Annotated in this window: 24 protein-coding genes; 20 read left to right on the top strand and 4 right to left on the bottom strand. The window is 68.2% G+C overall.

Annotation, left to right across the window (positions count from 1 at the left end):
- Nucleotides 1-79: 79 nt before the first annotated feature.
- Nucleotides 80-3586, top strand: a complete 3507-nt coding sequence (gene metH, locus VN779_RS05530; protein WP_325720809.1) for a methionine synthase — start codon at nt 80-82, stop codon at nt 3584-3586.
- Nucleotides 3587-3682: 96 nt separating this feature from the next.
- Nucleotides 3683-4357, top strand: a complete 675-nt coding sequence (locus VN779_RS05525) for an HAD family phosphatase (protein WP_325720807.1) — start codon at nt 3683-3685, stop codon at nt 4355-4357.
- A 33-nt stretch (nt 4358-4390) separates the two neighbouring features.
- On the opposite strand, the gene VN779_RS05520 is transcribed toward VN779_RS05525, so the two are convergent.
- On the bottom strand, nt 4391-5620 hold the full coding sequence (locus VN779_RS05520) for a RecB family exonuclease (RefSeq protein ID WP_325720805.1): 1230 nt from the start codon (nt 5618-5620) through the stop codon (nt 4391-4393).
- 79 nt (nt 5621-5699) lie between these two features.
- On the opposite strand from VN779_RS05520, the gene VN779_RS05515 reads away from it, so the two are divergent.
- A complete protein-coding gene (locus VN779_RS05515; protein WP_325720803.1) occupies nt 5700-6917 on the top strand; it encodes a site-2 protease family protein in 1218 nt (405 codons plus the stop codon).
- A 130-nt stretch (nt 6918-7047) separates the two neighbouring features.
- The gene (locus VN779_RS05510; protein ID WP_325720801.1) at nt 7048-8019 is read left to right on the top strand and encodes a tRNA (adenine-N1)-methyltransferase; all 972 of its coding nucleotides are present in this window, start codon (nt 7048-7050) and stop codon (nt 8017-8019) included.
- A gap of 7 nt (nt 8020-8026) precedes the next feature.
- Here the strand turns inward: VN779_RS05510 and VN779_RS05505 are convergent, their stop codons facing one another.
- Nucleotides 8027-8308 (bottom strand): ferredoxin, encoded by a 282-nt coding sequence (locus VN779_RS05505; protein ID WP_349260660.1) that lies wholly within the window; start codon nt 8306-8308, stop codon nt 8027-8029.
- A gap of 409 nt (nt 8309-8717) precedes the next feature.
- Between VN779_RS05505 and arc the strand changes: the two genes are divergently transcribed.
- The 8 genes from arc to VN779_RS05470 all read left to right on the top strand — a co-directional run bounded on the left by arc (nt 8718) and on the right by VN779_RS05470 (nt 17467).
- Nucleotides 8718-10508, top strand: coding sequence for a proteasome ATPase (gene arc, locus VN779_RS05500; protein ID WP_325720795.1), 1791 nt, complete (start codon nt 8718-8720; stop codon nt 10506-10508).
- Nucleotides 10509-10682: 174 nt separating this feature from the next.
- Complete coding sequence (gene dop, locus VN779_RS05495) at nt 10683-12194, top strand: depupylase/deamidase Dop (protein WP_325720793.1); 1512 nt, start codon at nt 10683-10685, stop codon at nt 12192-12194.
- Between the two features lie 295 nt (nt 12195-12489).
- Nucleotides 12490-12699, top strand: a complete 210-nt coding sequence (locus VN779_RS05490) for a ubiquitin-like protein Pup (protein ID WP_349260658.1) — start codon at nt 12490-12492, stop codon at nt 12697-12699.
- A gap of 229 nt (nt 12700-12928) precedes the next feature.
- Nucleotides 12929-13024, top strand: coding sequence for an endonuclease domain-containing protein (locus VN779_RS26315; RefSeq protein WP_349260657.1), 96 nt, complete (start codon nt 12929-12931; stop codon nt 13022-13024).
- 94 nt (nt 13025-13118) lie between these two features.
- Nucleotides 13119-13946, top strand: a complete 828-nt coding sequence (gene prcB / locus VN779_RS05485) for a proteasome subunit beta (RefSeq protein ID WP_349260655.1) — start codon at nt 13119-13121, stop codon at nt 13944-13946.
- A gap of 48 nt (nt 13947-13994) precedes the next feature.
- Nucleotides 13995-14939, top strand: a complete 945-nt coding sequence (gene prcA / locus VN779_RS05480; protein ID WP_325720787.1) for a proteasome subunit alpha — start codon at nt 13995-13997, stop codon at nt 14937-14939.
- Nucleotides 14940-15046: 107 nt separating this feature from the next.
- On the top strand, nt 15047-16408 hold the full coding sequence (gene pafA / locus VN779_RS05475) for a Pup--protein ligase (protein ID WP_325720784.1): 1362 nt from the start codon (nt 15047-15049) through the stop codon (nt 16406-16408).
- A 21-nt stretch (nt 16409-16429) separates the two neighbouring features.
- Nucleotides 16430-17467, top strand: a complete 1038-nt coding sequence (locus VN779_RS05470; RefSeq protein WP_325720781.1) for an FKBP-type peptidyl-prolyl cis-trans isomerase — start codon at nt 16430-16432, stop codon at nt 17465-17467.
- Between the two features lie 55 nt (nt 17468-17522).
- Here VN779_RS05470 and VN779_RS05465 read toward each other — a convergent pair whose 3' ends face one another.
- Both VN779_RS05465 and VN779_RS05460 read right to left on the bottom strand, forming a co-directional pair.
- Nucleotides 17523-17897 (bottom strand): FKBP-type peptidyl-prolyl cis-trans isomerase, encoded by a 375-nt coding sequence (locus VN779_RS05465; protein ID WP_349260656.1) that lies wholly within the window; start codon nt 17895-17897, stop codon nt 17523-17525.
- A 118-nt stretch (nt 17898-18015) separates the two neighbouring features.
- Nucleotides 18016-19089 carry a DUF3866 family protein gene (locus tag VN779_RS05460; RefSeq protein ID WP_325720926.1) on the bottom strand — a complete coding sequence of 358 codons (1074 nt, stop codon included), beginning with the start codon at nt 19087-19089 and terminating at the stop codon, nt 18016-18018.
- 140 nt (nt 19090-19229) lie between these two features.
- Between VN779_RS05460 and VN779_RS05455 the strand changes: the two genes are divergently transcribed.
- From VN779_RS05455 to VN779_RS05420, 8 genes are all read left to right on the top strand, one after another.
- Nucleotides 19230-20288, top strand: coding sequence for a helix-turn-helix transcriptional regulator (locus VN779_RS05455; protein ID WP_325720777.1), 1059 nt, complete (start codon nt 19230-19232; stop codon nt 20286-20288).
- Complete coding sequence (locus VN779_RS05450; RefSeq protein ID WP_325720775.1) at nt 20285-21271, top strand: helix-turn-helix transcriptional regulator; 987 nt, start codon at nt 20285-20287, stop codon at nt 21269-21271. Before VN779_RS05455 ends, VN779_RS05450 begins: the two co-directional genes overlap by 4 nt.
- Nucleotides 21268-21531 (top strand): hypothetical protein, encoded by a 264-nt coding sequence (locus VN779_RS05445; protein ID WP_325720773.1) that lies wholly within the window; start codon nt 21268-21270, stop codon nt 21529-21531. The genes VN779_RS05450 and VN779_RS05445 overlap by 4 nt, the downstream gene beginning before the upstream one ends.
- A 60-nt stretch (nt 21532-21591) precedes the next feature.
- Complete coding sequence (locus VN779_RS05440) at nt 21592-21798, top strand: hypothetical protein (protein WP_325720771.1); 207 nt, start codon at nt 21592-21594, stop codon at nt 21796-21798.
- 52 nt (nt 21799-21850) lie between these two features.
- On the top strand, nt 21851-22111 hold the full coding sequence (locus tag VN779_RS05435; protein ID WP_325720769.1) for a twin-arginine translocase TatA/TatE family subunit: 261 nt from the start codon (nt 21851-21853) through the stop codon (nt 22109-22111).
- Between the two features lie 30 nt (nt 22112-22141).
- Nucleotides 22142-23044: a twin-arginine translocase subunit TatC gene (gene tatC, locus VN779_RS05430; RefSeq protein WP_325720767.1), complete on the top strand. Its 903-nt coding sequence runs from the start codon at nt 22142-22144 to the stop codon at nt 23042-23044.
- 13 nt (nt 23045-23057) lie between these two features.
- Nucleotides 23058-24002, top strand: a complete 945-nt coding sequence (locus VN779_RS05425; RefSeq protein WP_325720765.1) for a diacylglycerol kinase — start codon at nt 23058-23060, stop codon at nt 24000-24002.
- A gap of 80 nt (nt 24003-24082) precedes the next feature.
- A partial coding sequence (locus tag VN779_RS05420) for a DEAD/DEAH box helicase (RefSeq protein WP_325720763.1) occupies nt 24083-24797 on the top strand: 715 nt, incomplete at its 3' end.

Genomic DNA, 24797 nt, shown 5'->3' with positions numbered 1-24797 from the left:
GCTTCGCCGCTGAGTGCGCGCCCGCCGCTACCCTTGATGAGCGAAGCACGGGGGTTCCCACGCATGGAAAGGACTGCCCATGGTTTCCACCGCAGCGCAACTGCGCCGCGCGTTGGCCGAGCGCGTCGTCGTGGCCGACGGAGCGATGGGCACGATGCTCCACGCCCACAACCCAACCCTCGACGACTACGAGGGGCTTGAGGGCTGCTCCGAGATCCTCAACGCCACCCGCCCGGACATCATCCGCTCGGTACACGACGCCTACTTCGCCGTTGGCGTGGACTGCGTGGAAACCAACACTTTCGGCGCGAACCTGACCGCGCTCGGAGAGTACGACATCTCGCACCGGATCTACGAGCTCTCCGAGACCGCCGCCCGCCTCGCCCGCGAGGTCGCCGACGGCTACAGCACGGCGGACCGGCCGCGCTGGGTGATCGGCTCGATCGGCCCCGGCACCAAGCTGCCCAGCCTGGGGCACCTCCCGTACGCGGCACTGCGCGACGGCTACGAGCAGCAGAGCGCCGGAATGATCGCCGGCGGCGTGCACGCGCTGCTCGTCGAGACCAGCCAGGACCTGTTGCAGATGAAGGCCGCGGTGGTCGGTGCACGCCGCGCACTCAAGGCCGCCGGAGCGGATCTGCCGATCTTCGCTCAGGTCGCGGTCGAGACCACCGGGACCATGCTGCTCGGCAGCGAGATCGGTGCGGCCCTGTCGAGTCTGGAAGCCCTCGGAGTCGAACTGATCGGGCTTAACTGCTCGACCGGTCCCGCCGAGATGAGCGAGCACCTGCGGTACCTGGCCAAGCAGGCGCGCGTCGGCCTGTCCTGCATGCCGAACGCCGGCCTGCCGATCCTCGGCCGCGATGGCGCCCACTTCCCGCTCAGCCCGGTCGAGCTCGCCGACGCCCACGACACCTTCACTCGCGAATACGGGCTCTCACTCGTCGGCGGCTGCTGCGGCACCACGCCAGAGCACCTGCGGCAGGTCGTCGAACGAGTCCGCGGCCGCGAGCTGGCACGCCGCTCGCCCAGGCCCGAGCCGGGGGCTTCATCGCTCTACCAGACTGTTGCGTTCCGTCAGGACAGCTCCTTCCTGGCGATCGGCGAGCGCACCAACGCCAACGGCTCCAAGGCGTTCCGTGAAGCGCTGCTGGCCGAGGACTGGAACGCCTGCATCGAGATCGCCCGCACGCAGATTCGCGACGGCGCCCACCTCCTCGACCTGTGTGTCGACTACGTAGGCCGCGACGGCGTAGCGGACATGCGCGAGGTGGCCGGGCGGATGGCCACCGCCTCCACGCTGCCAATCGTGCTGGACTCCACCGAGCCACCGGTACTCCAAGCGGGACTGGAACTACTGGGCGGCCGAAGCGTCATCAACTCCGTCAACTACGAGGACGGAGACGGCCCAGACTCACGCTTCGCCAAGATCGCCGCCCTGGCCGCCGAACACGGCGCCGCGGTCGTCGCGCTGACCATCGACGAGCAGGGCCAGGCGCGCACCGCCGACCACAAGGTGGCCATCGCCGAGCGGCTGATCGCGGATCTGACTGGCAACTGGGGAATCCTCGAATCCTCCATCCTGATCGACTGCCTCACCTTCACCATCGCCACCGGGCAAGAGGAATCGCGCCGCGACGGGCTGGAGACCATCGAGGCGATCCGCGAGCTCAAGCGCCGCCACCCGGACGTCCAGACCACTCTCGGCCTGTCCAACATCTCCTTCGGGCTGAACCCGGCCGCCCGCCAGGTGCTCAATTCGGTATTCCTCCACGAATGCGTCGAAGCCGGCCTCGACTCAGCAATCGTGCACGCCTCGAAGATCGTGCCGACCTCCCGTATTCCGGAGCAGCACCTCAAGGTCGCGCTCGACCTGATCTACGACCGCCGCCGCCCGGAAACCGCGGACGAGCCCGCCTATGACCCGCTGGCCACGTTCCTGGAACTGTTCGAGGGCGTCTCCACCGCCTCGGCCAAGGCCACCCGCGCACAGGAACTCGCCGCGCTGCCGCTGGAGGAGCGGCTGCAGCGGCGGATCGTGGACGGCGACCGCAACGGACTCGAAGCAGACCTCGAAGAGGCGCTGGCCGGCCGCCCGGCCCTTGCCATCGTCAACGAGGTGCTGCTGGAGGGCATGAAGACGGTAGGCGAGCTGTTTGGTTCCGGCCAGATGCAACTGCCCTTCGTCCTGCAGTCCGCCGAGGTGATGAAGAACGCCGTCGCCTACCTCGAACCGCACATGGAGAAGACCGATTCCTCGGGCAAGGCCACCATCGTGCTGGCCACGGTCAAGGGCGACGTGCACGACATCGGCAAGAACCTGGTCGACATCATCCTGACCAACAACGGCTACACCGTGATCAACATCGGTATCAAGCAGCCGATCTCCGCCATCCTCCAGGCCGCCGACGAACATCGCGCCGACGCGATCGGCATGTCCGGCCTGCTGGTGAAATCCACCGTGGTGATGAAGGAGAACCTGCAGGAGATGAACCAGCGCGGCGTGGCCGCCCGCTGGCCGGTGCTGCTCGGCGGCGCCGCCCTCACCAGGGCCTACGTGGAACAGGATCTCGCCGAGATCTACGAGGGCGAGGTGCGTTACGCCCGCGACGCCTTCGAAGGCCTGCGGCTCATGGACGCGGTCGCGGCCGTCAAGACCGGCGCACCGGGCGCGAGTCTGCCGGAGTTGCGCAAGCGCCGGGTGGCGCCGCGCGCCTCGGCGGTGCTCACCGAGCCGGAGGAGCTGCCGGCTCGCTCCGATGTCGCGACGGACAACCCGATCCCGGTCCCGCCGTTCTGGGGCACCCGCGTGGTCAAGGGCATCCAGCTGGCCGACTACGCCTCCTGGCTCGACGAGCGCGCCACTTTCCTCGGTCAGTGGGGTCTGCGCGGCAGCCGCGGCGATGATGGCCCCTCCTACGAAGAGCTCGTGGAAACCGAAGGCCGACCCCGGCTGCGGATGTGGCTCGACCGGCTGCACACCGAGAACCTGCTCGAAGCCGCCGTTGTCTACGGCTACTTCCCGGCGGTCTCCAAGGGCGACGACCTGATCGTCCTGGACGAGCGCGGCGCGGAGCGCACCAGGTTCACCTTCCCGCGGCAGCGACGCGACCGGCACCTGTGCCTGGCCGACTACTTCCGTCCGCAGGACGGCGCCGAGGAGGCGAAGGGCGAGACCGATGTGGTCGCGTTCCAGCTGGTCACCGTCGGCGGCCTGATCGCCCAGGAAACCGGAAAACTGTTCGCGGCAAACGCCTACCGGGACTACCTGGAACTGCACGGCCTCTCGGTCCAGCTGACCGAGGCGCTCGCGGAGTACTGGCACGCCCGCGTGCGCGCCGAGCTCGGCTACGCCGGACAGGACCCGGCCACCATCGACGGAATGCTCAAGCTCGAATACCGCGGGGCGCGCTTTTCACTCGGCTACGGCGCCTGCCCCAATCTCGAGGACCGGGCGAAGATCGTCGAGCTGCTTGAGCCCGAACGCATCGGCGTCACCCTCTCCGAGGAGTATCAACTGCACCCGGAGCAGGCCACCGACGCCATCGTGGTGCACCACCCCGAGGCCAAGTACTTCAACACCTGATCCCGCGAGACCAACCGGGCGGTTCCCGCTCGCCGAGGCGAATACTTCGCCGACCGAACCGGGAGCCGCTCGGCGTGCCTGACCAGAAAGAGAACCGTGCCGATACCACCCGAGGCCGTCCTGTTCGACATGGACGGCACCCTGATCGACTCCGAGCCGATCTGGTTCGACACCGAGATCTCCATTCTGGCCGACTACGGCTATCTGCTCGGCCAGGAACACGTGGTCAACGTGCTCGGCAAACCAAACGAGATCGCGGTGCAGTATCTGCTCGACGTCAGCGGCGTCCCGCTGACCCCCGAGCAGCTCAACCAGCGGATCGAGGAAGCGATGGTGGAGCGCCTCGGTGCCGGAATCGAACTGGTACCCGGCGCCAAGGAGCTGTTCACCGAACTGGACGCCGCCGGCATTCCGGCCGCACTGGTCACCGCCTCCTCCCGACGCATCGTCGAGGCATGCCTCAGCTCGATCGGCGCGGACCACTTCCAGCTGATCGTCTCAGGGGACGATGTCACGCACGGAAAGCCACATCCCGAGCCCTACCTGAAGGCTGCGCGTAGTCTCGGCGTGACACCGGCCCGGTGTGCGGTGATCGAGGATTCGCCGAACGGCTCCCGCTCGGCGGCCGCCGCGGGCTGCCCGGTGCTGGTGATTCCGCATGGAGCGCCCATCGATCCGCATCCGCTGATCTCGGTCGCCGACTCACTGGCCGACGTGGACCTCAATCGATTGCGTGCGCTCTTTGCTCCCGCTGACGGCGCGGCGCGATAGCCCTCCGTTTCGCGGCGACCGCTAGCGACGCGGCTACGACGCGCCCGCGTTGCCCGAGGGGACTGGCGTGAACTCCACAATCGGTGCGGGAGCCACCTCGCCACCGTGCGCCGGACAGCCGTCCTTGAACGAACACCAGTCGCACAGCCGGGACGGGCTCGGCGGCCACTCCCTGCGCTGCGCCGCAGCCCGGATCGCCGCCCATACCGCGGTGATCTTCCGCTCCACGCCGCGCAGGTCGCGCTCGTCGGGATCGTAGGTCAGCACCTCGCCGCTACCGAGGAAGATCAGCTGGAGCCGCTTGGGCACCACGCCGCGCAACTTCCACAGCACAAGGGCGTAGAACTTCATCTGAAAGAGGTTCTTCGCCTCGTATGCCGCGGGCGGGGCTTTCCCGGTCTTGTAGTCCACGACCCGCAGTAGCCCGTTCGGAGCCACATCGAGCCGGTCCACCACGCCGTGCAGCACGAACCGGTCGTCGCCGTCGCCGACCACCGTGCGCACGAACCACTCCCGCTCAGCCGGCTCTAGGCGATTGGGATCCTCCAGGGTGAAATACATGCCGACCAGTGACTTCGCCGAAGCGAGCCACTCGGCCAGGTCCTCGGGGGTGGCGAAAAGCTCGGCGAGCCCTGGAGTCTTCGCGAGCAGCCGGTCCCATTCCGGCTGCAACAGCGCCGCCGCCTCGTCCGGAGTGCGGCCGCCGGCGGGCAGATCGAAAAGCCGGTCCAGTACCGCGTGCACCAGTGTCCCGCGAGTGGCCGCCGCGTTCGGCGGCTCCGGCACCTTGTCCACTACGCGCAGCCGGAACAACAGCGGGCACTGCATGAAATCCCCGGCGCGCGAAGGGGAAATCGCCGACGGCAACCGCACCGGCATGTCGACGTCGAAGAGCGCCCCGGACTCGGTGCCGCCATATCCGGGCTCTCCGATGACCGCCGGGTTGGAGCCCGTGCCCGGCTCCTCGAGCGCCACGCCGTCCGGCAGTGCGTCGATCGACCCAGTGCTGATCGACGCCGCGACTTCCAACTCGGCGATATCCAATCCAGCGGCGCCCGAGCCTGCCGCCGGCGATCCATTCAAATCCGACCCAGCCACTGGAGATTCGGCCACGCGCACCGCATCTGCGTCCGATGCAGCCACGTCCATCGCAGACACGTCCGCCGTATCCACGCCCGAATCTGCCGGTTCGGCTGCCAACACGACCCCGTCCACCGCGGCGCCTCCGTCCAGCGCACCACTCGCCGCCACCGTGCCGTCCATGCCGGGAACACTAGCTCAGAGCACCGACAAACCCGGTCCCGCACCGCCCACGCCGCCGTATCCACGTAGCATCGCCTATGTGAGCGACACGAACCCGAACGAGGGCGAACCCAGCGGCCATCAGGAGCAGTCCCCGCCACCCGGCGGCGGACGCCCCTCCGGCGGCGGACTGGCGATGGGCCGCCCCTTCGGGATCCCGATCGTCGTCTCGCCGACCTGGTTCCTGATCGCCGCCTTCATCACCTTCTACTTCGGCGACCAGTTCAAGAACACCCGGCTCGGCGACCGCCTCGGCGAGGGCCGCTACCTGGTCGCCTTCGGCTTCGCCGTGCTGCTCTACCTCTCCGTGCTGCTACACGAACTGGCCCACTCGGTCGTCGCGAAGCACTTCGGCCTGCCGGTGCGGCGCATCGTCATCTACTTCCTCGGCGGCGTCTCCGAAATCGAGCGGGAACCCGAGTCGCCCGGCCAGGAATTCGCGGTGGCCATCGCCGGGCCCGCGCTCTCCTTCATCCTCGCGGCCGCGTTCTGGGGCATCTGGGAGGCGCTGCCCTCCACCTCCGAGCAGTCTTCGACCGGTCTGCTGGTGGCCATCTACCTGGTTTTCGCGGTGTGGACCGCGAACCTGGTGGTCGGCGTGTTCAACATGCTCCCCGGGCTGCCTCTGGACGGCGGCCGAGTACTGCGGTCGGCCGTCTGGGCGCTGACCAAGAAATCGATGAGCGGCACCGTCGCCGCGGCCTGGACCGGTCGCGCACTGGCCGTGGTCGTGCTGCTCTCCTCGATCTGGGAGGGGCACAGCCAGAACGGCGCCGGCGCCGACCTCTACACGATCATGTGGGCCGCTTTCATCGCCTCGTTCATCTGGATCGGCGCGAGCCAGTCACTCACCGTCGCCCGGCTGCGCGACCGCATCCCGCGACTCCAGGTGCGGTCACTGACCCGGCGGGCCATCCCGGTCACCGCCGACCTCCCGCTGGCCGAGGCACTACGCCGCGCCGCCATCGCCGGAGCACGCGCCGTCGTGATCGTGGACCACGACGGCCGTCCGACCGCGATCGTGCACGAAGCCTCCGTCACCGCGACTCCGCCCGAGCGGCACCCGTGGGTCCAAGTGGGGGCGCTCTCGCGGGCGCTGCGCCCCGGAATGACGCTGACCACCGAACTGACCGGTGAACGCCTCCTGACCGCGCTGCGAGCCGTTCCCGCCCCCGAATACCTCGTCACCGAACCCGGCGGCTCGATCTTCGGCGTACTTGCCGCCGCCGACGTCGAGCACGCCTTCCTGCATGGCTGATTCCTACCCGGCTCATTCCGGCGCGGCTGACGGCGCGTTCGAAGCCGGCTCGCCGAGAGCCGGCCAGGCGATATTACGAACCGAGGTATCCGCGCATTGACATCCGCGAACCGCAGGTAGACTCGCGCCCGTGAGTGAAACCCCCAGCGCACCGCACGGAGCCGAGCACCGCCGCGGGCCCTTCAAACCCGGCGACCTGGTCCAGCTGACCGACACGAAGGGGCGCCACCACACCTTCCCGCTCCAGCCGGGCAAGCAGTTCCACACTCACAAGGGTTCCTTCGACCACGACTCGCTCATCGGCCAGCCCGAAGGCGTCGTGGTGCGCTCGAGCGGCGGTATGGACTACCTCGCGCTGCGGCCGCTGCTCGCCGATTACGTCCTGTCGATGCCGCGCGGCGCGGCCGTGGTCTATCCGAAGGATTCCGCGCAGATCGTCGCGCTGGCCGACATCTACCCCGGCGCGCGTGTGCTGGAGGCCGGCGTCGGTTCGGGCGCCCTCACCTGCACCCTGCTGCGCGCGGTCGGCGACAGCGGCGCGGTCCACTCCTATGAGCGGCGCGAGGATTTCGCCAAAATCGCCGCGAAGAACGTGCGCACGTTTTTCGGTGGGGAACACCCGGCGTGGACCCTCACCGTGGGAGACCTCGCATCCGCCATTCGACCGGATGAGGTCGACCGCGTCGTACTCGACATGCTGGCCCCGTGGGAATGCATCGACCCGGTCGCCAAGGTGCTGACCCCGGGCGGCGTCCTGATCTGCTACGTCGCGACCACGACGCAGCTTTCCCGCACCGTGGAGACCATCCGCGACCACGGCCGCTACGCCGAACCCGCCGCCACCGAAACCCTGCTGCGCACCTGGCATGTGGAGGGACTGGCCGTCCGCCCCGATCATCGGATGGTCGGGCACACCGGCTTCCTGGTCACTGCGCGCCGCATCGCGGACGATGTCGACCTGCCGCCGCGTCGTCGCCGTCCGGCCAAGGGCGCCGATGCCGAGGACCTGTGGGCGCCGGAGACCGCTGGAGCCGGCGAGGACCGTGAAGCCCAGAGCGCTGCCCGCGAGGCGCGTCTCGCGCGCCGCGGCGAGCTTCCCTAAGCCCGCGCTACTCGGCGTCCGGGCCGGCGACCATGGCGCCGTCGGTCACCCGGCGCACATGAATGCATTCGCCGGGGCACTCCTTGGCCGAATCGATCACATTGAGCACCAGATCCGCCGGAACGGCCACCCGCGCGCCCGACGCGCTCTGCAACTCGCCCGTGCCGTCTTTCACGTACGCGAGCCCGTCGATGTCGAGTTCGAACACGTCGGCGGCGTACTGCGCGCACAGACCGTCACCCGTGCACAGGTCCTGATCGATCCAAACTTCTAGCTGTTCGCCGCTCATCAGGAACGCCAACCATCCCATCCGCGTTGTGGTCTACCAACGACCCTAACAAGTCGAACCCGGTAGGCGTCGCCCGCGTGTCATGTACAGGCGGGCCCGCCGAAACAATAAGCATGGACACGTAGAGGACGGGGGAGTAATGATCGAGTCCCGCAAGCGATCACGCCCGCCGGAGTTCCGGTGCACTGATCCGAACGGGTGCCCGCCATTTCACATGAACGAGCACTGAAGGGGGAATCGTGTTGATGGCAGTGTTGCCGACTCAACGGGGGACGACCGAGGTGGCGACCCGGCCACGAGGAGTCCCCGGATCCGCCGGTACCCAAGCTGTAAGCGAGTCTTCAGTTTGGGCCGGGCGTACTCCAGGTAGGGTCGTAACGTCGCAACACTCCGCGAGGAGGTGAGGACCGTGCCAGCCCACGAAGACGACAAGCCGTTGCGCACCCCCGGTTCCCGGTCTGGTCGCGGCGGACCGATGGGTTCCGATCCCGATCCGATGGCCCAGGTCGCGTACCTCGAGCAGGAGATCGCCGTACTGCGGCGCCGCCTGGCCGAGGTTCCCCGGGGTGGCCGCGCGCTCGAAGAGCGCGTCGGCGAACTCCAGGCCACGGTCGCCGGACTGACCGCGCAGAACGAGCGTTTGGTCGCCACTCTCCGCGACGCGCGCGACCAGATCGTCGCGCTCAAGGAGGAAATCGACCGGCTCGCCCAGCCCCCCTCCGGATTCGGCGTCTTCCTCGAAGCCAACGAGGACGGCACCGCCGACATCTTCACCGGCGGACGCAAGCTGCGGGTGACCGTCACACCGAATATCGAGCTGTCCGAGCTGCGCCCCGGCCAAGAGGTCATGCTCAACGAGGCGCTGAACATCGTGGCCGGCTTCGGCTACGAGCGGGTCGGCGAGATCGTCATGCTCAAGGAGTTGCTCGAGGACGGCGAGCGGGCCCTGGTCATCGGGCACACCGACGAGGAGCGCGTGGTGCGCCTCGCCGAGCCGCTGCTCGACTCGGTGATCCGGGCCGGCGACGCGCTGCTGCTCGAGCCGCGCTCCGGCTACGTCTACGAGCGGGTGCCCAAGTCCGAGGTCGAGGAGCTGGTCCTCGAAGAGGTCCCGGACATCGACTACCACGACATCGGTGGCCTGAGCAGCCAGATCGAGCAGATCCGCGACGCCGTGGAGCTGCCTTACCTGCACGCGGACCTGTTCCGCGAGCACGAGCTGCGTCCGCCGAAGGGCGTGCTGCTCTACGGCCCTCCCGGCTGCGGTAAGACGCTCATCGCCAAGGCTGTGGCGAACTCGCTGGCCAAGAAGGTCGCCGAGATCAACGGCAAGGACAAGGGCAAGAGCTACTTCCTCAACATCAAGGGCCCCGAGCTGCTCAACAAGTACGTCGGCGAAACCGAGCGGCACATCCGCCTGGTCTTCCAGCGGGCGCGCGAGAAGGCCAGCGAGGGCACCCCGGTCATCGTGTTCTTCGACGAGATGGACTCGCTGTTCCGCACCCGCGGCTCCGGCGTGTCCTCCGATGTCGAGAACACGATCGTGCCCCAGCTGCTCTCGGAGATCGACGGCGTCGAGGGCCTGGAGAACGTCATCGTCATCGGCGCCTCCAACCGCGAGGACATGATCGACCCGGCGATCCTGCGGCCCGGCCGCCTGGACGTCAAGATCAAGATCGAGCGGCCGGACGCCGAGGCGGCCAAGGACATCTTCTCCAAGTACGTCACCACGACGCTTCCGCTGCACCCGGACGACATCAAGGAGCACGGCGGCGACGAGGGCGCGTGCGTCGGCGCGATGATCCAGAGCACCGTGGAGCGGATGTACTCGGAGACCGACGAGAACCGCTTCCTGGAAGTCACCTACGCCAACGGCGACAAGGAGGTCCTCTACTTCAAGGACTTCAACTCCGGCGCGATGATCCAGAACATCGTGGACCGGGCGAAGAAGTCGGCGATCAAGGACTTCCTCGACCACGGGCAGAAGGGCCTGCGCGTCTCACACCTGCTGGGTGCCTGCGTGGACGAGTTCAAGGAGAACGAGGACCTGCCCAACACCACCAACCCGGACGACTGGGCCCGGATCTCCGGTAAGAAGGGCGAACGGATCGTGTTCATCCGCACCCTCGTCTCCGGGAAGAAGGGTGCTGAGACCGGCCGTTCGATCGACACCGTCAGCAACACCGGGCAGTACCTGTGAGGTGCCGGGGAGTACTTGTGAACCCGCGGCGCCTGTACCGGTAGGCGCAATCGTGCCGCGGTGTCACATCCGTCGCCGACGTGGGGCGAAGCCGTCCCACGTCGGCTCGACCCGGGGAGAACTCGTGCCCGTACTTGGTCCCGATCGTCCGTGCGTCGGCATAGGCTTGTCGTCATGAGCGTACAGCGCGTGATGGGCAGCGAGACGGAGTACGGGATCTCGGTACCAGGGCACCCGAATGCCAATGCGATGCTCACCTCCTCGCAGATCGTCAACGCCTACGCGACCGCGATGCACCGGGCCCGCCGCGCACGCTGGGACTTCGAGGAGGAGAACCCGCTGCGTGACGCCCGGGGCTTCGATCTGGCCCGGGAACTTGCCGACGCCAGCCAGCTGACCGACGAGGACTCGGGTCTGGCCAACGTCATCCTGACCAACGGCGCCCGCCTGTACGTCGACCATGCCCACCCCGAGTACTCCACCCCCGAGGTCACCAACCCGCGCGACGCGGTGATCTGGGACAAGGCGGGTGAGTGGATCATGGCCGAGGCGGCTCGGCACGCCGCGACCGTGCCCGGCTCGCTGCCGATCAACCTGTACAAGAACAACACGGACAACAAGGGCGCCTCCTACGGCTCCCACGAGAATTATCTGATGGCGCGTACGACGCCGTTCGCGGACATCGTGCGGCACCTCACCCCGTTTTTCGTCAGCCGCCAGGTGGTCGCCGGAGCCGGCCGCGTGGGCATCGGCCAGGACGGCCGGGCCAACGGCTTCCAGATCTCGCAGCGCGCGGACTATTTCGAGGTCGAGGTCGGCCTGGAGACCACGCTCAAGCGCCCGATCATCAACACGCGCGACGAACCGCACGCGGACCCGGAGCGCTACCGCCGGCTGCACGTCATCATCGGCGACGCGAACCTGGCCGAAGTCTCGATGTTCCTGAAGATGGGCACCACCAGCCTGGTGCTCGCCATGATCGAGGACCGGTTCATGTCCGTCGACTTCTCGGTCGACCAGCCGGTCAAGACGCTGCATGAGGTCAGCCACGACCCGAGCCTCAAGCATCTGGTGACGCTGCGCTCCGGAAGGAAGCTGACGGCGGTTCAGCTGCAGATGGAGTACTTCGAGCAGGCCCGCAAGTACGTCGAGGACAAGTACGGCACGGACGTTGACGAGGTCACCCGGGACGTGCTCGACCGCTGGGAATCCGTGCTGAGCCGGCTCGAGACCGACCCGATGTCGCTGAACCGGGAACTGGACTGGGTCGCCAAGCTGGAAATCCTCGAGGGGTACCGCACGCGGGACGGGATCGACTGGGACAACGCGCGGCTGCATCTGGTCGACCTCCAGTACGCGGATGTGCGGCCCGCAAAGGGCCTATACCAGCGCTTGGCGGCCCGCGGCCGCTTCGAGCGCATCACCACCGACGCGGAGATCCGCAGGGCCGTAGACCAGCCTCCAGCGGACACCCGCGCCTATTTCCGGGGCCGGTGTCTAGACAAGTACGCGGACTCGGTCGCGGCGGCGTCCTGGGACTCGGTCATCTTCGACCTGCCGGACCGCGAATCGTTGCAGCGCGTGCCGACCCTCGATCCGCTGCGCGGCACCAAGCAGCACGTCGAAGCGTTGATCGACCGCTGCCGTACCGCTACCGATCTAGTGCGCGAGATCACCGGCAACTGAGCCGGAACGCGCCCAGAGCCCATCGACCACCCCGGCCAGTCTCCTCGACACAGCCGAGTTCGCCCACAGCGTCCGAACGTGTGAACCGGACGCGCCGGGGGAAGCTGTGATCAAAGGCCGTGGGTGGGCCGCCGCGGGACCGATTTTCGCCCCTGCTTTTGTCGGTGCTGCGGCGTAGTGTCTGATCATGGCCTCCGGTCCCTTCGTACGGCCCGGAAGCGTCGCAACGACCTGGCACGACAGTGTCTGTTCTTCTCACAGTGTCTGTTTTTCTCGATGAATGCGGGTGATCACCGTGGCGGCCAAGGACAGCGGCGGGCAGGAGCGCGCCTCCAAGCAGAGCGAAGAGGTCGACGAGGAATTCGTCGACGAGACCAGTGATCTGAAGGAGCGTCACGCGAAGCTCTCCGAGGATGTCGACGACGTCTTGGACGAAATCGACGAGGTCCTCGAGACGGACGCGGAGTCGTTCGTCCGCTCGTTCGTACAGAAGGGCGGCCAATGACGCTATGAACTGCGAGTGTAGCGCTAGGTAATCAGGAAGCTGATGAGCGGGGATGCGAGACGGAAGGTACGGGGAGAAAAGTTGTAGGGATTGCGGCGAGACGAAGCCGATCGTGGAGTTTTGCAGCGGAAGGCGTCCGAGGACAGCCACGCGCTGTACTGCCGTGACCGCTTCGGACTTCGGAACTCTGCGACAGTTGCCTGATCTGTGAGCGGCCCGGCCCGGACACATCGATCACGACCACGAGACGGGTAAGGTACGAGGCATCCTGTGCTTCAACTGCAACCAAGGACTCGGCAACTTCCGGACGACATACGTAGTCTGATGCGTGCGGTCAACTACCTGATGAGAGGGAGCTCGTGGAAGGGCAAGGGGCTGGACGGTTTCCAGGGCAGGCTGCCGGGACTGGCGGCGGCCTGATGGGCGGCGCTTTCATGCAATCCGGTACATCCTCGTTCACCGAGTTCCTCGCGGCGTATAACCCCGAATATCTGCCCGGGCGGCGAATGGCCGCGCTCGGGAGGACAGGAGGTTCCGTGCCTCTCGATCTGCCGCATGGGACCACCATCGTGGCGCTCACCTTCCCCGGTGGCGTGCTGATGGCGGGGGACCGGCGCGCTACCGCGGGGAACATGATCGCGCAGCGCGACATCGAGAAGGTCTTTCCCGCCGACGAGTACTCGGTCGTGGGCATCGCGGGCACGGCCGGCATCGCGGTGGAGATGGTCAAGCTCTTCCAGGTCGAGCTCGAGCACTACGAGAAGATCGAGGGCGTCGAGCTGTCCTTGGACGGTAAGGCGAACCGGCTCGCGACCATGATCCGCGGCAACCTCGGCCTGGCCATGCAAGGGCTCGCGGTGGTGCCGTTGTTCGCCGGCTACGACCTGGAGAGCGGCGAGGGCCGGATCTTCAGCTACGACCCGGTTGGCGGGCAGTACCCCGAGCACGGCTTCTTCTCCGTCGGCTCCGGTTCGGTGTTCGCGCGCGGTGCGCTGAAGAAGCTCTACCGCAGCGACCTGGACGCCACGGGCGCGGCGACGGCCGCCATCCAGGCGCTCTATGACGCGGCCGACGACGACTCGGCGACCGGTGGCCCGGACCTGACCCGGAAGATCTACCCGGTGGTCGCGGTCGTCACCGAGGAGGGCTACCGCCGGCTGCCCGAGGACGAGGTCTCCGTACTGGTCCACGAGATCGTCGAGGCGCGCTACGGCTCCCCGGACGGTCCGCAGGCCCCGCTGCGCTAAACGCCGCGCGCCTCACTCCCTCTCAGACCGACAGACGACGAGGAATCCATGACGACCCCGTTCTACGTGTCGCCCGAGCAGTTGATGAAGGACCGGGCCGACTATGTGCGCAAGAACATCGCGCGCGGCGGCTCGGTGGCGGTGCTCAACTACGACGGCGGCATCCTTTTCGTTGCGGAGAACCGCTCCCGGGTGCTGCACAAGATCAGCGAGATCTACGACCGGGTGGGCTTCGCGGCGGCCGGTAAGTACAACGAGTTCGAGAATCTGCGACAGGCCGGGGTGCGGCTCGCGGACACCCGCGGCTATCTCTACGACCGGCGCGACGTCTCGGCGCTCGGGTTGGCCAATGCCTACGCGCAGACCCTCGGCACCATCTTCTCCGAGGCGGGCGGCAAGCCGTACGAGGTCGAGCTGATCATCGCCGAGGTCGGCGACCGCCCCGAGCAGGATCAGATCTACCGGCTTACCTACGACGGCTCGGTGGCCGACGCACACGGTTTCGTGGTGATCGGCGGCGCGGCCGACGAGGTCAGCCGGGTGCTTGAGGGCAGCTACGCCGAGGGCGCTCACCTCGGTGCGGCCCTGCGAACGGCCGTCGCGGCGCTCGGGCGTGACGGTACGGAGACCCGCGAGCTGTCCCCGACTCAACTTGAGGTCGCGGTCCTCGACCGAAGCCGCAAGCGGGACCGCAAGTTCCGTCGCCTGGTCGGCGCGCAACTGTCCCGGCTGCTAGCGGACGAGCCGGGCGCGGATGAGGCTGCCGTCAGTGACAACGGGAACGGCGACAACGGGACCGGCGACGGCGGCGACGCAGATGGAGCCGACGCGGCCGCGAGTGCGCCGACGGCTGGCGAGGGTGGCACCGCTCCCGCCTCCGGTGGCGGCAAGAGTGGTGCGAAGTCCGGTGCCTCGGCCGAGCAGGGCGACATTCTGGACGATATCGACGACGTGCTCGAGGACGGAGACGACGAGGCCGGTTCGCGCGGCTGAGGCATCACCCCAGCTGGCGACGTGGCGGGTTGGCAGTGCGCGGCAATGGATAGGTATTTGTAAGAGTCCACATATCCCCTAGGACAGTTGAGGGCGGTGGGGAACCGATGGACCGTCGGATCTTCGGACTAGAGAACGAATACGGCGTCACGTGCACCTTCCGAGGGCAGCGGCGGTTGTCCCCGGACGAAGTGGCCCGATACCTGTTCCGCCGCGTGGTGTCCTGGGGCCGTTCCTCCAATGTGTTCCTGCGTAATGGCGCCCGGCTGTACCTGGACGTCGGCTCGCACCCTGAGTACGCGACTCCCGAGTGCGACTCGATCGAGGAACTCGTCGTGCACGACAAGGCGGGCGAGCGGATCCTGGAGGGTCTGCTCGTCGATGCCGAGCGCCGCCTGCACGAAGAGGGCATCGCCGGGGATGTGTACCTGTTCAAGAACAACACCGACTCGGCCGGAAACTCCTACGGCTGCCACGAGAACTACCTGGTGACCCGGCACGGGGAGTTCTCCCGGCTGGCCGACGTGCTGATCCCGTTCCTGGTGACCCGTCAGCTGATCTGTGGCGCCGGAAAGGTGCTGCCCACCCCGCGCGGCGCGGTCTACTGCGTCAGCCAGCGGGCCGAGCACATCTGGGAAGGCGTCAGCTCCGCGACCACGCGTTCCCGCCCGATCATCAACACGCGGGACGAGCCGCACGCTGATGCCGAGCGTTATCGGCGCCTCCACGTCATCGTCGGCGACTCGAATATGAGCGAAACCACGATGATGCTCAAGGTCGGGGCCACCGACCTGGTGCTGCGCATGGTCGAGGCCGGGCTGGTGATGCGCGATCTGACCCTGGAGAACCCGATCCGGGCGATCCGCGAGGTCAGCCACGACCTGACCGGGCAGCGCCGGATCCGGCTCGCCAATGGACGCGAGGTCTCCGCGCTGGAGATCCAGCGCGAGTACCTGAGCAAGGCCGCGGATTTCGCCGACCGGCGCGATCTGCGCACGGACTCGGTAGCGCGGGTGCTGAACCTGTGGGAGCGCACCCTGGACGCGATCGAGATGGGTGATCTGTCCAAGATCGAGCGCGAGATCGACTGGGTGATCAAGTACCGGCTGATCCAGCGCTACCAGGAGAAGTACGACCTGCCGATCTCGCACCCGCGAGTGGCGCAGCTGGACTTGGCCTACCACGACATCAGCCGCCGCCGGGGCCTGTACTACCTGCTCGAGCGGCGTGGGATGGTTGATCGCACAGCGCGTGACCTGGACATTTTCGCGGCTAAGTCGGTGCCGCCGCAGAACACCAGGGCCAAGCTGCGCGGCGAGTTCATCAAGCGGGCGCAGGAGCAGCGCCGGGACTTCACCGTGGACTGGGTGCACCTGAAGCTGAACGACCAGGCTCAGCGCACGGTTCTGTGCAAGGACCCGTTCCGCTCCGTGGACGAACGTGTGGAGAAACTTATCGCGTCGATGTAGCGGCCTTGTAGGGTTGGGCCCGTGTTGGATGAAAGACGGATGATCAGTCAGCGGGCCCGGTCCACGGCGCATCGCGGCACGGCCGCCCTCACCAAGGCCGCGCTGTCGGTCTTGCCACTGGCGCTGGCAGGCGCGCTCGCGGCGGGATGCAGCTCGAGCCCAAGTTCAACTCAGGCCTCGGGAGGAGCGTTCCCGCAAGTCAGCGGGCCGGTCGGACAGAAGGCCGCGATCACTTTGCCGAGCGGTACTGCCGCGCCGGCCAAGCTGGAGACCAAGACTCTGGTGCAGGGCAGCGGGGCGGCCCTGGCGAACGGGCAGCTCGCGGCGGTCAACTACACCGTCCTGAACTGGACCGGGGCGAAGGAACTGGGCAACACCTACTCGACTGACGGCGGCAAGACGCCGAACCAGCCGCAGGTGGTCACCCTCGGCTCCAACAGCCTGCTGCCCGCCTGGAACACGGCGTTGACCGGCGCGCGCATCGGCAGCCGGATCGAAGTGGTCGCGCCGCCCGCCGACGCCTTCGGCAGCCAGGGCAATGCGCAGGCCGGGGTCGGCCCGACTGACGACCTGGTGTTCGTGCTCGACGTCGTCGGGGGCTACCAGCCGACCGCGGACATCACCGGCAAGCAGAGCGGTCAGGCCGGCGCGGCGCTGCCCAAGGTGACTGGTGACCCCGGATCCGGCAATCCCCAGGTGACGATTCCGTCTGGCACCAAACCGCCGGCTTCGCTGGTCTCGGACACGCTGATCCACGGCAGCGGGGAGACGGTGCAAAGCGGCCGGACCCTGGTCATGCAGTACACCGGCGTGGACTGGAACACCGGAAAGAACTTCGACTCCTCATTCACCCACAAGCAGGCGTTCAGCACCGTGATCGGCGCCGGCAAGGTGATCAAGGGCTGGGATCAGGGCCTGGTCGGCAAGCATGTCGGCGACCGGGTGCTGCTGGTGATCCCGCCGGCGTTGGGCTACGGGCCGTCAGGCGGCCAAGCCGACGCCGGAATCGGCGCGAATGACACCCTCGTCTTCGTCGTGGACATCATCGACGCGCTGTGAGACTTCGGGCCCCTCGGCCGGCCATGAAGGCCGCCGAGGGCGCCTGGTGTTGGTGTCAGCTGACGCCGAGCAGGTCCACCACGAAGATCAGCGTCTCGCCCGGCTTGATGACCGGCGGGGCGCCCCGGTCCCCGTAGGCGAGGTGTGCGGGGATGGTCAGCTGCCGGCGGCCGCCCACCTTCATCCCGGCCACGCCGCGGTCCCAGCCCGCGATGACCCGGCCCTTGCCGAGCGGGAACTGGAACGGGGCGTTGCGGTTCCAGGAGGCGTCGAACTCCTCGCCGCTGGCGTGCGAGACGCCGACGTAGTGCACAGTGACGTTGTGACCGGCGGCCGCCTCCGGGCCGTCGCCCTCCCACAGATCCTTGATCTCCAGGTCGGCGGGCGGCGGGCCGTCCGGGAAGTCGATCTCCGGCTTCTGCAGTGCCATCTCGGCTCGTTCCTCTCGGTCGATCATCTGTCCGTCCTACCCTGCCATAGCCGGGCGGCCGGCGGGCAGGGACGGTCGCACCGCCAGGGGCGCGCGGACGCGGCAGCGTTCGGCCGGATCAGCGATCCAGCAGGCTCGCCGCCAGACGCCCCGCGGCGGCCGCGGCCAGGAAGTTCGCCCGATCGGAGTCCGGCCCGCGGCCCATCGTGGAGAGGCCGACCGGGCTGGTTGCCAACGCCTCGTCGAGACCCGTGCAGTCGATCTCGTGCACGGTGTGACGCGGCGTCAGTTCCTTGGCCTGCTCACGGACCGCATCCCAGAACGCACCGGACTCTGAAGGCACGGCTAATTCAGCAGGGGAGAGGGCAACGCGGCCGTATGAGGTCAGGCTGTGATGGCTGAGGCCGCGGTGCCGATCCCTCGCGTCGGCTTCGGAGATCCGCAGCACGCCGACCGGCCGGCCGCCGAGCACGCCGGCCGCGTTCACCGCCTCGCCGCAGGCCACTCCGGAGAAGCCCCAGCGGGTGCCGGTCCCGAGGTTCCCAGGGCCTTGGGTGACGATCGCGATGTCCGCGCGCAGGATCAGATGCGCGGCGAGCAGGCCGGTGTGCACGGTGACGGCTTCGAGGTCGCCGCCAAGTGCCTGGCCGACCGTCACTGAGCCGATCAGCCAACCGGCGTCCCGCAACCCTGCGACAGTGCGCGAGAACCACAGCGGTAGCGCGCCGCCGTCGCTCATCACATACGCGATGCGGGTGCCGGGCCGATCGGCCAGAATCGCGGCGCACACGGCCGGCAGCGCCGAGTGCAGGTCGGCGGCGACGACCGGCATGCCGTCGAGCGAATCGGCGTCGCGAAGGAGTTCGTGGTGCGGGGAGTCCTGTTCGTCCGCTCCTAACACAATGGCCTGGAGCGGCGTGTAGCGCGCCTTGACCAGATGGCCCGGCCCCGATGGCGCGTCCTCGGGCAGCCGATCGGGCAGAGCGACTACCATCGCATAGCCACCGGTTCCGAGGCCCATCGTCTGCGCGGTGGTGTTGAGCAGTACGCGGTCGCCGACCGCGGGCTCGCCGGTCAGCAGCGGATAAGCCAGCGCCTTGACTGACGTACCGTCCACGTCGGCGGTCAACTCCCGTGCTCCGCGCCAGGCGCGGCCGAGGGCGGTAACGCGTCCTGCTCGCCAACTGATCACGGCGGTCAAGCCTATTGGGTATTGTGCGTCCCTTGGTTGCGTTCGAAGTGCCTTTGATGCGGAAGTCCGTACGGACGCAGTAGCGTCGGAGGCGCACCGTTGGCAACGGGGTGCAGCGACGACGAGGAGGGAGTCGGCGTATGCCAGCGAGCAAGACCGAGCGGCTGGTCAACCTGGTGATCTGCCTGCTCGCGTCGCGGACCTTCGTCACGAAGGAGCGGTTGCGCGCGACTTTGGAGCCGTATCGCAACTGTCCGACTGATGAGGCTTTCGAGCGGATGTTCGAACGGGACAAGGAGGAGTTGCGGGAACTCGGCATCCCGCTTGAAGTGGGCACCGTCAGCGCGCTTTTCGAGGACGAGGTCGGTTACCGGATCGCCCCCGGGGAGTACGCGCTGCCCGAGTTGCACCTGGAGCCGGACGAGGCCGCGGCGATCGGGGTGGCCGCGCGGTTCTGGCAGCAGGCGACGCTGGCGCAAGCCGCGTCTTCGGCGTTGCTCAAGCTCAAGGCAGCCGGGCTGGACATCGGGGAGGCCGCGCCGGCCGGGATCGAGCCACGGGTGCGGATCGAGGCCCCGGCCTTCGAGCCACTGCTCGAGGCCGTGTATGACCGTCAGGTGGTGCGATTCTCCTATCGCCGCTCGGACGGCGAGGTGCGGGTACGCGAGGTAGAGCCGTGGACCATCGACTCCTGGCGCGGACGCTGGTACCTGGCCGGGTTCGACCTCGGCCGCGATGACGCGCGGGTGTTCCGGCTCGACCGGATCACCAGTCCGGTGCTGCTGACCGGCCGCGCGCCAGAACACAAGGTGCCGGACCGGCTCGACGTGCGTGCGCACGTGGACACCTTCGCCGAGCGCAGCAGCGCGGACCTTGGCCCCGCGACCCTGCGGGTACGCGAGGGCACCTGTTTTCCGCTGCGTCGGGGCGCCACCTCGATCGCCGAGGGCGACGATGGCTGGGACACGATCGTGATCACCGCCTACGCCGATACGGCCGGCTGGCTGGCCGAGTACGGTGCGGACGTGGTGGTGCTGGATCCGCCGTCGCTGCGCGCGGCAGTGATCAGCAACCTGCGTGCGATCGCGGCGTCGGTCTCGACTCCGGCCGGCGCGCTGGCTCAGGAGAACGGCCCGGTGCTGCCGGTCGACGGGGTCGGAACCGGGAAGCATCACAAGCGGCTTGAGGTGGCGTCGTGAGCACCGCGGTCTCGCAGGTCGAGCGGCTGCTGAACCTCGTGCCCTACTTGCTCAGCCACCCTGGCAGCACGGTTGACCAGGTCGCCGAGGAGTTCGGGGTCACCACAAAGCAGGTCGCCAAGGACCTCAACGTGCTGTGGTTCTGCGGGCTGCCCGGTGGCTTCGCCGACGACTTGATGGAGGCGCACGTCGAGGAGGGCGGCGCGATCCACCTGGAGAACGCCGCGAAGCCGATCGTCAGGCCGCTGCGCCTCTCCACCCGGGAGGCGGTCGCATTGCTGGTCGCGCTGCGGGCGCTGGCGCAGGTGCCCGGGATCGCCGACCGTGACGCGCTGGACCGCGCACTGGCCAAGCTGGAGAGCGCGACCGGTGAGGCCGGGCGGGTGGCCGAGCGGCTCTCGGTGGCCTTCGAGGCACGCGACGTGGTCTTCGAGGCGGCGCAGCGGGCACTGGCAGACAAGCGCCTGGTGCACTTGCGCTACTACGTGCCATCTCGCGATGAGGTGACCGAGCGGGACGTGGACCCGATGCGCGTCGCGCTGCTGGCCGGCCGGGCGTACTTGGAGGGCTGGTGCCGCGTTTCGCAGGCGGTGCGGGTGTTCCGGCTCGACCGCGTCGTCGGGATCGAGGTGCTGGACCTTCCGGCCGAGCCGCCCGCGGACGCCAAGGGTCTCGACCTCACCGAGGAGGCGCCGGCCTCGGCGCTGCGCGTGAGCGAGGACGCTCCGCTGGTGACGCTGGAGCTGGCGCCGGAGGCTCGCTGGGTGCCTGAGTACTACCCCTGCGAAACCGTCGAGGAGGACGCGGAGCGCGACGGCTGGCTGCGGGTCACCTTGCGCGCGGCGGACCAGGATCGGATCAGAAGGCTGGTGCTGCGGCTCGGCGGCGCGGCCCGGGTACTGGGGCCGGAGCAGTTCGCCGCGCGGGTGCGCGACACGGCCTCAGCGGCGCTGGCTGCCTACGGAGCGGACGCCGTGGCGTGACCGAGAGTCCGGACGGCGCGACGGCGGTGCGCGTGCGTTGCGAGGTATGCGGGCCGCGCGTCGTCACGCTCGCTTCGGTGCGGCTGGTGGGGCGGTCCGGGCGCTGGGAGTACATGTTCAGCTGTCCGGACTGCGGCCTACGGGTGCGTAGGTCGGCGGACGAGGCGTTGCGCGACGCGCTGCGCGATGCCGGAGCGGCGGAGTTGAGTGTGGCTGGTGAGGGCGGCGCAAGTAGCGCATGCGCTGTACCGGATGCGTAGCGTGGTGCACGTGGAGACGCCGCTGCGTTACGACGGCCGATAGCCGGTAGGGTCGTCTCCGTGATGGTCTGGGTCATCGTTGGGGCGAGTCTCGCCGTAGCAGCGCTCGCCGCGATCGGCTTCTTCGCTTTCGGTGTGTTCCGCGCCGCCAAGGACCTCTCCCGGGAACTGGGCCGAGCCAGTCGGGTGGTGTCGCAGGCCGCCGAGCCGATCAAGGCCGGTCTCGCACAAGCACAGCTCGGCAACGGCTCCCGGCCCGACCGTTGACAAGGTCCGCGACCGGCTGAAACGTTAAGGCGGCATGGCGAATCGGTCCGCCGTGCCCGCGGACCTGCCGTTGAAAGGGCGCGTCACGATGTTGCTTCGTGCTGAAGGGCTGTTCGTTCTCATCGCAATCGGCCTCATCCTGTTCGGATGGAAGCGGCTACCTGGTGCGATGCGCGATCTCGGCAAGACTCGCCGTATCCTCAAAGCCGAGGCGCAGGCGCTGCGTGACGATGTCCCGCCGCCGCCGAAGCGCACCATCGTGGCGGACCCGGAGGATGTCGTCGACCCGGCTTCCGGACGCCCGAAGAAATGACAGGCAGCACCATCACGACGACGAGAACGGGTGGCACCGGACGTGACTGGTAAGGCCGGACGCTCGGCGGATGACGCGGCGCGGATGCCGCTCATGGAGCACATCCGAGAGCTGCGCTCGCGGCTGGTCAGGTCGGCGCTGGCGATCGTGGTCGCCGGGATCGTCGGTTTCATCTTCTACCGCCACATCGTCAACGTGCTCGAGACTCCGATCTGCAACATCAAGTCGATCCACGGGGTCGGGCAGCCCACCAAGGACTGCCGCAACGGCGTGCTGGTGCTGATCGGTCCGAGCGCGGGCATCACCCTGGCGTTCAAGATCGCGATGTTCTCCGGGATCGTGCTGGCCGCACCGGTGTGGCTGTACCAGCTGTGGGCGTTCCTCGCGCCGGGGCTGTACAAGAAGGAGAAGAAGTACAGCCTGACCTTCATCGGCGCGGCCATCCCGCTGTTCGCCGCCGGTGCGACGCTCTGCTACATCTTCTTCCCGACCATCCTTCGAGTCCTGATGGGCTTCGTGCCCGCGGGTGTGGCCGCGCAGCTGCCGCTGGACACCACCCTGGTGTTCTTCCTGCGGATGATGGTGGTCTTCGGCGCCTCCTTCGTGCTGCCGCTGATCCTGGTGCTGTTCAACTTCATCGGGATCCTCAGCGGTGATCGGATGCGCAAGTCCTGGCGAGTCGTCGTGCTGGCGATCTTCGTGTTCTCCGCCATCGCGGTGCCCACCGGCGACCCGATCGGCATGAGCGTGCTGGCCGTCCCGATCTGCCTGCTGTACTTCGGTGCCATCGGCATCGCGCTGGCCAATGACAAGCGCCGCGCCGCGCGCCGGGCCGCCGACCCGATCCACCAGCTCTCCCCGGACGAAGCCTCGTCGCTCGACCTGACGCCCGCGCCGGTAGAGCGGACCGACAGCCTCGAAGACATCTCGTGACCGCGGGTCGTGGGTGAGCGCGCCACGTCGGCTCGCGCTCGTCGTCAACCCGACCTCCGGCAAGGGGAGGGGCCGCCAGTACGGCGAGCGTGCGCGAGCCGCGCTTGAAGCCGCGGGACATGACGTTCGGTTGGTCATGGAGCAAAGTGCTGAGCAGGCTGCGAAGACCGCCCGTGCGCTTCTCGACGATGATGCGGACAGCGTCGTTGTGGTCGGCGGCGACGGCATGGTCAGCCTCGGCCTGCAACTGGTCGCCGGGACCGGCATCCCGCTCGGCGTGATTCCAGCCGGTACAGGCAACGACGTCGCGCGGTACCTCGGCCTGCCGCTGCGTGACCCGGAGGCTGCGGTCGGCATCGTGTCTGCCGGGCACACCGACGATTTCGACCTCGGCCGGATCAGCGGCCCCGGCTCGCTGACTGCGCGCTGGTTCGGCACGGTTCTCGCCTGCGGTCTCGATTCGAAGGTCAACGAGCGGGCCAACCGGATGCGCCGACCGCGCGGGCCGTCGCGCTACACCCTCGCGCTACTCGCCGAACTCGGCCCGTTCAGGGCGATCCCGTTCGCCCTCCAAGCCGATGGCCAGACGCGCGTCGAATTCGACGGGATGCTGATCGCGGTCGGCAACGGCCCGTCCTATGCCGGCGGCATGCAAATCTGCCCGCAGGCCGATCCGCGCGACGGGATCTTCCAGATCACCAGCGTTGACCGGGTCGCCAAGCTGACGCTGCTGCGGATCTTCCCGAAGGTGTTCAGCGGGCGGCATGTCGCCCATCCGCGGGTGCACGTCCAGAACGCGAGCGCCGTCGAGCTTTCCTGCCGCACCGAGCCGGGGCGACCAGAGCAGATCGTCTCGATCTGGGCCGACGGCGAGTGGGCCGGGGTGCTGCCCGCACGCGTCGAGACTGTTCCGCGGGCGCTGCGCGCGTACGTACCCGGCCCGGCGCCCGCGGCCTGACCGAGCCTCGACTGCGCTTCAGAACGGCGCGCTTCCAAAACGATCAGCGGCCTGTCTGCGGCGTCGCCTAGGATTGAGGCATGACCTCGCCCGCCGAGCGGTTTGCCGCCGCCCGCCGCCGCCAGGCCGAGGAGCGGACGCAGCTGAGCGGTTTCGCCCAGCTCTATCCCTTCGGCCTAGACCAGTTCCAGCTCGACGGGTGCCGGGCCCTTGAGGAGGGGCACGGGGTGCTGGTCGCGGCCCCCACCGGTGCCGGTAAGACCGTGGTCGGCGAGTTCGCCGTGCATATGGCGCTGGCCCGGGGCCGCAAGTGCTTCTACACCACGCCGATCAAGGCGCTGTCGAACCAGAAGTACGGCGACCTGGTCAAGCGGCACGGCGCGGACAATGTCGGCCTGCTGACCGGCGACAACTCGATCAACGGCGACGCGCCGGTGGTGGTGATGACCACCGAGGTGCTGCGCAACATGCTCTATGCCGGTTCCTCGGCGCTCGACGGACTCGGCTACGTGGTCATGGACGAGGTGCACTACCTCGCCGACCGGTTCCGCGGCGCGGTCTGGGAGGAGGTGATCATCCACCTGCCCGAGTCGGTGACGCTCGTCTCCCTCTCCGCGACGGTGTCCAACGCCGAGGAGTTCGCCGACTGGCTGGTCACCGTCCGCGGCGAGACCGGGGTGATGGTCAGCGAGCACCGTCCGGTGCCGCTGTGGCAGCACATGCTGGTCGGCAAGCGGATGTTCGACCTCTTCCACGACGCCGAGGCGGCGCAGAAGCACGATGTGCACCCGGAGT

This window comes from Actinocrinis sp. (assembly GCF_035605935.1).
Classification (GTDB): domain Bacteria; phylum Actinomycetota; class Actinomycetes; order Streptomycetales; family Catenulisporaceae; genus Actinocrinis.
This window is presented reverse-complemented; position numbering and strand designations above follow the sequence as displayed.